Annotated in this window: 5 protein-coding genes and 2 pseudogenes; 1 reads left to right on the top strand and 6 read right to left on the bottom strand. The window is 67.3% G+C overall.

The genetic code is table 11. The features are described from left to right. Positions 1 to 207: 207 nt before the first annotated feature. Positions 208 to 624, top strand: a pseudogene (locus tag ACFUJR_RS32045) (IS21 family transposase); the annotation flags it as partial. A gap of 77 nt (positions 625 to 701) precedes the next feature. On the opposite strand, the pseudogene ACFUJR_RS32040 reads toward ACFUJR_RS32045, so the two are convergent. The 6 genes and pseudogenes from ACFUJR_RS32040 to ACFUJR_RS32015 form a co-directional block, all read right to left on the bottom strand. Beyond that, positions 702 to 1,142: pseudogene (locus tag ACFUJR_RS32040) on the bottom strand (IS30 family transposase); the annotation flags it as partial. Between the two features lie 198 nt (positions 1,143 to 1,340). After that, positions 1,341 to 3,017 carry a DUF885 domain-containing protein gene (locus ACFUJR_RS32035; RefSeq protein ID WP_383172940.1) on the bottom strand — a complete coding sequence of 559 codons (1,677 nt, stop codon included), beginning with the start codon at positions 3,015 to 3,017 and terminating at the stop codon, positions 1,341 to 1,343. Further along, the gene (locus ACFUJR_RS32030; protein ID WP_383172942.1) at positions 2,986 to 4,308 is read right to left on the bottom strand and encodes an MFS transporter; all 1,323 of its coding nucleotides are present in this window, start codon (positions 4,306 to 4,308) and stop codon (positions 2,986 to 2,988) included. The genes ACFUJR_RS32035 and ACFUJR_RS32030 overlap by 32 nt, the downstream gene beginning before the upstream one ends. A gap of 883 nt (positions 4,309 to 5,191) precedes the next feature. Next, on the bottom strand, positions 5,192 to 5,806 hold the full coding sequence (locus tag ACFUJR_RS32025) for a hypothetical protein (RefSeq protein WP_383172944.1): 615 nt from the start codon (positions 5,804 to 5,806) through the stop codon (positions 5,192 to 5,194). Positions 5,807 to 5,890: 84 nt separating this feature from the next. Next, complete coding sequence (locus ACFUJR_RS32020) at positions 5,891 to 7,480, bottom strand: alkaline phosphatase D family protein (RefSeq protein ID WP_383450989.1); 1,590 nt, start codon at positions 7,478 to 7,480, stop codon at positions 5,891 to 5,893. Between the two features lie 102 nt (positions 7,481 to 7,582). Continuing rightward, positions 7,583 to 8,122, bottom strand: coding sequence for a hypothetical protein (locus tag ACFUJR_RS32015; protein ID WP_383172947.1), 540 nt, complete (start codon positions 8,120 to 8,122; stop codon positions 7,583 to 7,585). Positions 8,123 to 8,381: the final 259 nt, after the last annotated feature.

Genomic DNA, 8,381 nt, shown 5'->3' with positions numbered 1-8,381 from the left:
CAGTTCAACAGAGCACAGCCACAGGCTGCCCGCGTTGCGGACCGGCTGACCGTGTCACCGAGATGATCTCCGGCTACGAAAATCTTGCCAGAGCCGTGAACGTCCCCACCCGCGTACGGATGAAAAGGGACAGTTGTTGATGCGTTGAGACCTGCTGCTCGGCACTCTGCTGCTTGGTCGGTGAGAGGCGGCGGAAGGCGGTCGACGATAGTCCTGGATCCGCATCGATGGTTGGAACTGCGGCGCTTACGGAGTCTGTTGGAGTCCGGGGCGATCAGCCTCTCGGAGGTGGCCCGGGAGACCGGGCTGGACCGGAAGACGGTCCGCAAGTATCTGTCGGCACCAGGTCCGGCGACTCCGCCGCGCCGGTCGCCGAACGGGCGGTCGCGGGCGAGGGTGATCGACGAGTTCGCGCCGCTGGTCGACTCGATGCTGCGGGCGGAGATCCTGATGAAGGCCGCGGTGATCCACGGGCGGCTGACCGCGGAGTACGGCTTCACCGGCAACTACCAGAGGGGCAAGCTCTACGTTCGGGAAGCCCGGCCTCGGATCGCCGAGGAACTCGGCATCACGCCGACGGAACTCGCCGGCATGCACCGCCGCTTCGAGGTCATCCCCGGCGCCTCGACGCCGCCGCCCGCACTGGGGCAGCGGCCTCGACGGGGCGATCTTCCACAGCGACAACGGGGCGCAACTTGGACTCAACCGGTCGTCGCAACACCAGCTTCCTGGAGGGATAGTAGGTGCTCGTTGAGGGCTTCGGCGGGGGTCTTCCAGCCGAGGGTCTTGCGGGGGCGGTTGTTGAGGGTGAAGGCGACGGCCTGGAGCTCGTAGATGCCCCAGCGCGACAGGTCCGTGCCCTCCGGAAAGTACTGCCGCAGCAGACCGTTCGTGTTCTCGTTGGTGCCGCGCTGCCAGGGGCTGTGGGGGGCGGCGAAGTAGACCTGGAGTCCGGCATCGACGCTGAGCTGGGTGTGCTGGGCCAGTTCCGTGCCCCGGCCCCATGACAGTGACCTGCGTAGTTGCTCGGGCAAGGTCGTGATGGTGGCGGTGATCGCGTCTTTCACGGCCTCGGCGCCGCGGCCGGCCAGCGCGGGCGCGTTCTTGGTGCGTGGTTCGGTGCCGAAGCCTCTGACGGCGGGGCTTGTTCCTTCCCTGCCAGGGCGGCACCTGGGGACCCTCGACGACCCGGCCGTCCAGGTCTGAGTCGTCCGGGCGGCACATGCAACGCAAGGCAATCTTCACCGACCAGTGCACCGGCTGCCCCCTGTGCGAGCGGTGCACCACCGCCAAGGCCGGCCAGCGTGCAAACGTCGAACGCGTGTCCTTGCAAGGCAAGCTCAAGCCGCCCCGAGTGTCCCGTCCCAGTCGGCGACAACCTTGGACAGTACGTTCAGAGGGAGGGGACCATTGCACAGCACCACATCGTGGAACGCGCGGATGTCGAACCGCTCGCCAAGCCGCTGCTCGGCTGACGCCCGAATGCGCTGGATCTCCAGCCTGCCCACCATGTAGGACAGAGCCTGCCCGGGGTAGGCAACGTAGCGGTCCACCTCGCCGTCGATCTCATGCATCGACAGGGGCGTGTTCTCCCGCAGGTACGTCACGGCCCTCGCGCGGCTCCACCCCTTGGCATGCAGCCCGGTGTCCACTACCAGACGTGCCGCCCGCATGGAGTCCAGGGCAATCATGCCCAGCCGGGCGACATCGTCGGAATAGAGACCCATTTCGTCTGCCAGCCGTTCGCTGTAGAGGGCCCAGCCTTCTATGAAGGCGTTGATGTCGGCAAGCCTGCGCAGCGGCGGCAGCCCGCTGAGTTCGAGTCCCACGGTGAGCTGGAAATGATGACCGGGTACCGCCTCGTGGAAGGCTGTCGCCTCGGAGAGGAATCGACTCCGCCCCCGGCAGGCGTGTGTGTTCGCGAAGTAGACGCCTGGACGCGACAGGTCGAGCGGAGGCTGGACGTAGTAGGCCTGCGGGGCACCAGATGCCTCGGCCGCGGGTACCGGTTGTACCTGGCAGCTGTGGCCAGGCCGGCGTTCGAACCACAGTGGTGCGGCTGCCTCGGCCCGTTCCACGGCGGACCGGGCGTAGGCGAGCAACTCCTCCTCGTCCTGCCAGCGCATCGCCGGATCCTCGGTCAGTCGCCGGAAGATCTCGGACTGTTCGGTGGTTCCGAAGACTCTTGAACCGAGTTCCGCATACTCTTCGCGCAACTGCGCGGCCATCTCCAGGCCGGTCTGGTGCAGTTCCTCGGGGGTGCGGTCGGTGGTCGTGTGTACCCGGGACAGGGTTACGTACGTCTCGCCCCCGCCGGGTAGCCAGCACAGCCCCGGCCTGCCGTCGGGCCGCCCGTGTCGCGCCAGCTCATCGGTGAGCACGGCACGGTACTCCGCGAACGCGGGCCGCACGATGTCCGCCAGGATGCGCTCGCGATCGGCCGCGAATCCCGCCGGACTCGCCTTGGGCTCAGGACGCAGCAGCGGGTCCGCGTTCGGTTCGGCGAGGTAACGGTCAAGGTGCCTGACAGCTGCGTCCACGAGTCGGCGTACCGGCACCCGGCCCGCGGTGACACCCACGCGGTGCCGTTCGGCGACGGCGGCGAGGTGGCCGGGTATCTGGCGGAGACGGGTCAGGTACGCCTCCGCGCTCGCCGCGTCGTTGAGTGCTGCAGTCGGCATCAGCATCAGGAGACGGGCCGCCGGCCCCACGTAGTTCATGTCGGTGATCGCGTACTCGACCGTGCGGGCACGAATCCGGTCGGCCGTGGATCGGGCCTGCTCGCTGACGACGGCCACGGTGACCGAGTCCTCGGCGGAGAGTTTTGAGTCGCCGAGAACTGTGGCCCGCCCGGCGACGTCGGTGAGCCGTTCGACGAGACTCTCCTCCGCCTCCCGCGATACATCGGCGAGGCGGTCATCGAATCCAGCCACGCCGAGCATGGTCGCTCCGAGCGGGTCGGCCTCCGACTGCAGTGCCAGCAACTCATCGGACAGTGCTGATACCAACTGATTCACAGGGTTCCTTCGGGTCTTCGGGGAGGGACGGGACGGACTCGGGGGGCGAGGTGCGCGGAACGGGCACGGTGGGCGGTTCGGCGATAGTGTTCCTCCGCAGGTGGAGCAACACCGCGACGGCCAGGCCGATCGCGCCCCCGGTGACGTAGACGGCACGGACACCGACGTGGGCCACGATCTGGCCGCTCATCGAGTGGCCGACTCCCAGACCGAGCGTTGCCGCTGACACGACCCAACCGAAGGACTCGGTGAGGGTGCCCCGGAGAGCGACGGACTCGATGGCGGTGAAGTGCGCCATCACCTGAGGCGTGATCAGCATGCCGGAGGGCAGTAGAGCCAGTGCCAGGAGCGGCCAGCTGAACGATGAGGCGGATGAGGGAATGATCGGCAGCACGATCAGCAGAGAGAAGCCGGCCAGTAGGGCAGGCAGGCGCCGGCGCAGCGCTCGCGGCCAGGGCCTTGCGCCGTAGACCAGCCCGAAGACAGCCGAAGCGCAGGACCACATCCCGAGCAGCAGGCCGCCTGCCGCGGGCTCACCCGCGGCGGTCGCGGCGGTCGGGACCGCCACCTCCACACAGCCCATCGCCATGCCCATCCCCATCGAGGCCAGGACCACCGTCCGTGCCCCCGGGCCGGCGAGCGCGCCGAGCAGCCGTCCCTGCGGTGCCGACTGCGGCCCCGGTCGCGTGTTGCGCATGGTGCGGGTCAGTGAGTACCAGAGTCCACCGACGATCATGGATGCACTCCCCGCCACGACACCGGTACCGGGCCAGGCAGCCACCGAGAGGACGCCCGCGAGCGCGGGGCCCGCGACGAAGTACACCTCCGTGGCTATCGACTCATATGAAAGGGCGGCGGCTCGCGCGGGCCCCGCGGGCAGCAGTCGTATCCACATCGCCCGTGAGGTCGATCCGATGACAGGCTGGGTGGCACCCATGCCCAGGGCGAGCAGGACCAGCAGGAAGGTGGTCGCCCGTTCTTCCACCGCGCAGACCATCGTGGCCGTGAGTACCGCGAACATCGCGGTGGTGATCAGCAGCGGCCGAGTGGGCCCCCTACGGTCGATGATTCTCCCCTGGGTGACCACGCCGAAAGCGTTCCCTGCCATGACGCCCGCCGTGACCGTGCCCGCGACGGCGAAGGAGGTGGTCTCGCGCTGCACATAGAACAGCAGGGACAACCCGATCATCGCCATCGGAAACCTGCCGAGCAGAGCAGCAAGCGCCGGACCGCGGGCGCCGGGTGTCATCACGACCACCCGGTAGTCCCCGAACCTCACGCGTTCCGACATGCGCACCACCATCTGGAAGACCGGCACCGGCCTGCCCGGGCCCGGAGGTCTACGTTGCACGTTCCCGCTGGCAAGCGACTCGCAGGCGGCTTCTACTCACGACGACGAGCCGTTCTGTGCCACGGACGCCCCTTCCGAGTGCCGGTGAGCGTCGTGCACCTGGTGGGTGATCTCGGCGGTTACGTCGGGGCTGGACTAGAACTGACAGCCGATGCCGCTGAAGCCGCCTCCTCGTCGGGCGGTGCCGCTTCGGTGTGACCGGTCAGTGTCATACCGGCTGCCTGCCCCAGTCGAGGAAGGCGAGGGCTTTCCCCTCCGCGTTCGTCTGGGTTCTCAGGGGCCGGAAGCGCGTGATTACGTAGTAGTCGAGACACAGGTGGTCGGTGTCGTTGCTTCGGGATCCGACTGCCGAAATCGGCGGGGCTGTAGTCCTGGTCCTGGATAGAGACCCCCTGAACCCTTCGGTGACGCATCCCTGCTCGTGGCCCCGGGTTGCGAGTATCGAGGGGACGCTGCACGTCCGCTGGGAACGGTGTACGCATCATCCACTTCCACTATGGCGACACCCGTGTCCGTGAAACGTCCAAGAGAGCCCGTCGAGCTCCGGACAGGAAGAGTGGCCGCCCGCGCCGGAAGGGGGAGCCGACACGGGCGGTCACTCATCTCTACGGAGACACCGCGCCCATCGGATCACGAACTTGGAGGGTCGCCCTTTGCGGCGGCGACATCCGGCCGGCAGCCCACGTGCGGCACCTGCGTCGAACCGTCCCGTCGACGGGTGCGACAGAGATGACGAGGCAGGACGGCTCCTTGACGAGACATGCGAACCGCTGCAGCACGGCGGTCTCGGCGGGGTCCGTAGCTTCCTGCCCGGACGTTGACGTCAGGCCACCCGGTGGACTGCCAAGGTCACCACGTAGTGTCCTCCGAAGCCGATGAAGTCAAGGGGGTAGCTGATCGAGTCGCCGTTGTCGGGAAGGTCGAGCGCGAGCCCTTCAGAGCTGAACTTGTACGTATAGCTGTTCACCAGGTCGTCGTCCCCGCCGAGCTGCTTGCCTCCGTCTTCCTCCCAGAGCTCCACCTTGATGGTCGTCGGTGAGGTGCCCGCGCGGTTGATGGACCAGGCGTCGTGAGATCCGAACAGGATGTCGTCCCGGTAGCTGTCGGAGTGGACGTACTTCGGGGTGATGGCTCGGTGATACTCGTCGACGAAGAGAGTGTCTCCGGTGTCGAAGCTCCCCGCCGTGGCCGTGAACATGGTGTCGTACGAAAGCGGCGAGGACGGGAGAGTCGTCTTGACGTACATCTCGTCACTGGGGCTGTCGTCATTCGTCTGGGCGACGCAGTGGATCTTCTCAAGCTCGAAGACATACTTCCGGTCGGCGACCGGAACGTTGTCCGCGTGCGCGCCGGAGGGCAGGACGGCGGCGAGCAGTGCGCTGAGTGCTGCTGCTGCGACAGCCCCTCGTCGTATGATTGATCTCTTCTTCCGCTCCATACGGTTGGCCTCTCGGTGAGATAGGTGAGGTCGGGCGAGTGCCATAAGGCTGTGTCGGACTTGGGACCGGTCCGGGGGTTTGCGTTACTCCCACTCCTGGGAGTAACGCAGGTCATACCACTTATCCCGGAATTCCCGTACGCCATCCTTGATGGTGCATCTGGCGAAGAGCAGATCGGGTTGCGGTGAGGGGCTCGTGACGATCTGGGTGCCGCGCCAGCTCACGCGGATGTCGTCGTAGCCGACTTCCATGAGGATCCAGCCGCGCTGAGCGTTGTGATACTTGATGTGTGAGTTCATCAACCACAGCTTGTCGAGGCCGAACATCTGCTTGTCACCGTTGCCCCCGGACGAAATGGACGAGGTGACCAGCTCCAGCCCGACGGCGCTGCCGATATGTTCCAGGACGTTGGCCCAGGCGCTGTGCACGTCCCCGGTGAGCACGATGGGATTGCGTACGTCCATCTGCTTCCACTGCTCGTAGACGCGGATCTTCTCGGCCCGGTACCCGTCCCAGGAGTCGGTATTGGCCACGCTGTCCCAGAAGCCTGATGGCGTGACGTCCCATCGTGCCATCACGACCTGCTGCGCCAGGATGTCCCAGCGGGCTCCCTGGTAGGCCTGTCCGAGCTGCTGGAGCTGCACCGGGCCGAGAAGATAGCGGTTGCTCTTGTCCCGGAGATCACCGTTCTGGTCGGAGCGGAACTGCCGGGTGTCGAGCATGTGAAGCGTCGCCAGGTCACCCCACGCCAGGTGGGCGGTGATGTCGAGGACACTCTTGGTGGGACGTTTCCAGGGGGCGAACGGCAGATGCTCCCAGAAGGCCCGCAGAGCGTTCTGCCGCCGGCTCCACCATCCGATCGACCCGCCGTCAGCCTCCTTGTCAGGGATGCTTGCCGCCCAGTTGTTGTCGACTTCGTGGTCGTCCAGAATGGCGATCAGCGGAGCGGAGGCCCGCACCGCCTGCTCGTCCGGGTCGAGGCGGTACTGACTGTGACGCAGCCGGTACTGAGTCAACGACCGGCACTGGGCCGCGGGGACATGCGTGCGGACGTCGACGTCCGCGGAGTCGGTGTAGACGATGTCGCCGACAACCAGCACAGCGTCCACCTGATGCGTGGCGATGTGCCGGTAGACGTGGAAATAGCCCTGCGCGTAGTGCGCGCAGGACGTGACGGCCAGTTTCAGGTCCGGCGCCGCCTCACCGGCCCGGGGTGCCGTTCGCAGCCGTCCGACGGTGGACTGCCACCCCGCGTACTGGAAGCGGTAGTAGAGCTCGGCATCGGCCGGCAGTCCGGACACGCTGTGGTGCACCGTGTGGCCGTCGGAGTCGATGGCATAGGCCGTCCCCGACGCGACGATGTCGCTCAGGTCGGGGTTCCTCGAAACGACCCAGTCGACCGGTACGTCGCCTCGGGGCATCCCTCCGCGGCCGTCCGGTGCGAGCGGCTCGACGGCGAGCTTCGTCCAGATGACGTTGTCCACCGGGCTGCAGGCCACGCCGAACTGGAAGGGATTCCACGAGAACCCCGGCCGGATGACCGCTGCCGTCGCCGGGTCGCCATTGGCCAGACTTACACCTGCGGCCGCTGCCACCGCCGCGGCACCTCCTGCGGCGGCTTTAAGGACATGTCTTCTCTTCACCAGGCACCCGTCTTCCCGTATCTCTTTCATGAGCCGCGTCCGCTTCCGGCGGAGCGCGCTACAGGTACTACGGGGCAGAGCCGGGGTTCGGTTCTCATTGTGGTCGGCGGTACCGCTCGGACAAGGAGGTTTCTAGCGGCTGCCCAACTCGGTATGCGCTGTGCCGGTCAGACACCACGTACCTTCGTCGTACCAACCCCCGTCCTGCCACCGCTGCAGCCGAACGCGTGCGTCAGCGGCCTCGCTGTTGCGGCAGACAGCGGGGCTTCCGTCGGGGTCGGTGTAATCGAGGGCGAGCGTCCTGTCCGGGGGCAGGGCGACATCGACCCGTATACGGCGTTCCCCGCAGCGCCCCCGCACAGACCATCCGCGCTCACCCAGATGCGCCCGGAACCGACCGAGCCCGGCCCAGCCCAGCGCACTGCGCTCGGCCCGGCGAGGCCACACCCGGCCGTCCTTCACGAGACGCAGAAACACCAGCGGCGGCAATCGGTCGAGTAGAGGGCGCGTGGAGACCGCGGCGACGATCTCCAGCACATCGCCGCCTCCCAGGTCGGCGTGGAGCCAGGCCCACTGGCGCGCGTTGCCGTGCCCGTAGATGCGTGCCGTCGCACCGGGTGCGTCCGCCAGCCGCAGAGCGCCGCCGTCGAAGACCACCGTGCCCGTGAACAAGGAGCGGGCCGAAGGGAGCATTTGGGCGGCCGGCAGCAACGGCCGGCGCCATGACCAGCGGGGGAAGGTGTAGAGCGGTTCGCCCTGAGGGGCTTCCTCCAGGTCCCAGCGGAAATCGCCGGCGGCGCCGCGGAGCCCGTTCGGATCTGCCGCGACCGCACCCAGGCGAAACCCGTAGTCACTGTGCCGCCAGCGCCCCGGACCGAACCTGGCGTGTGAGACGGGACCCGAAGGCGGAAAAACCGCGATCCAGCCGTGT

This window comes from Streptomyces sp. NPDC057271 (genome assembly GCF_042668715.1).
In the GTDB taxonomy this organism is placed as follows: Bacteria; Actinomycetota; Actinomycetes; order Streptomycetales; family Streptomycetaceae; genus Streptomyces.
This window is presented reverse-complemented; position numbering and strand designations above follow the sequence as displayed.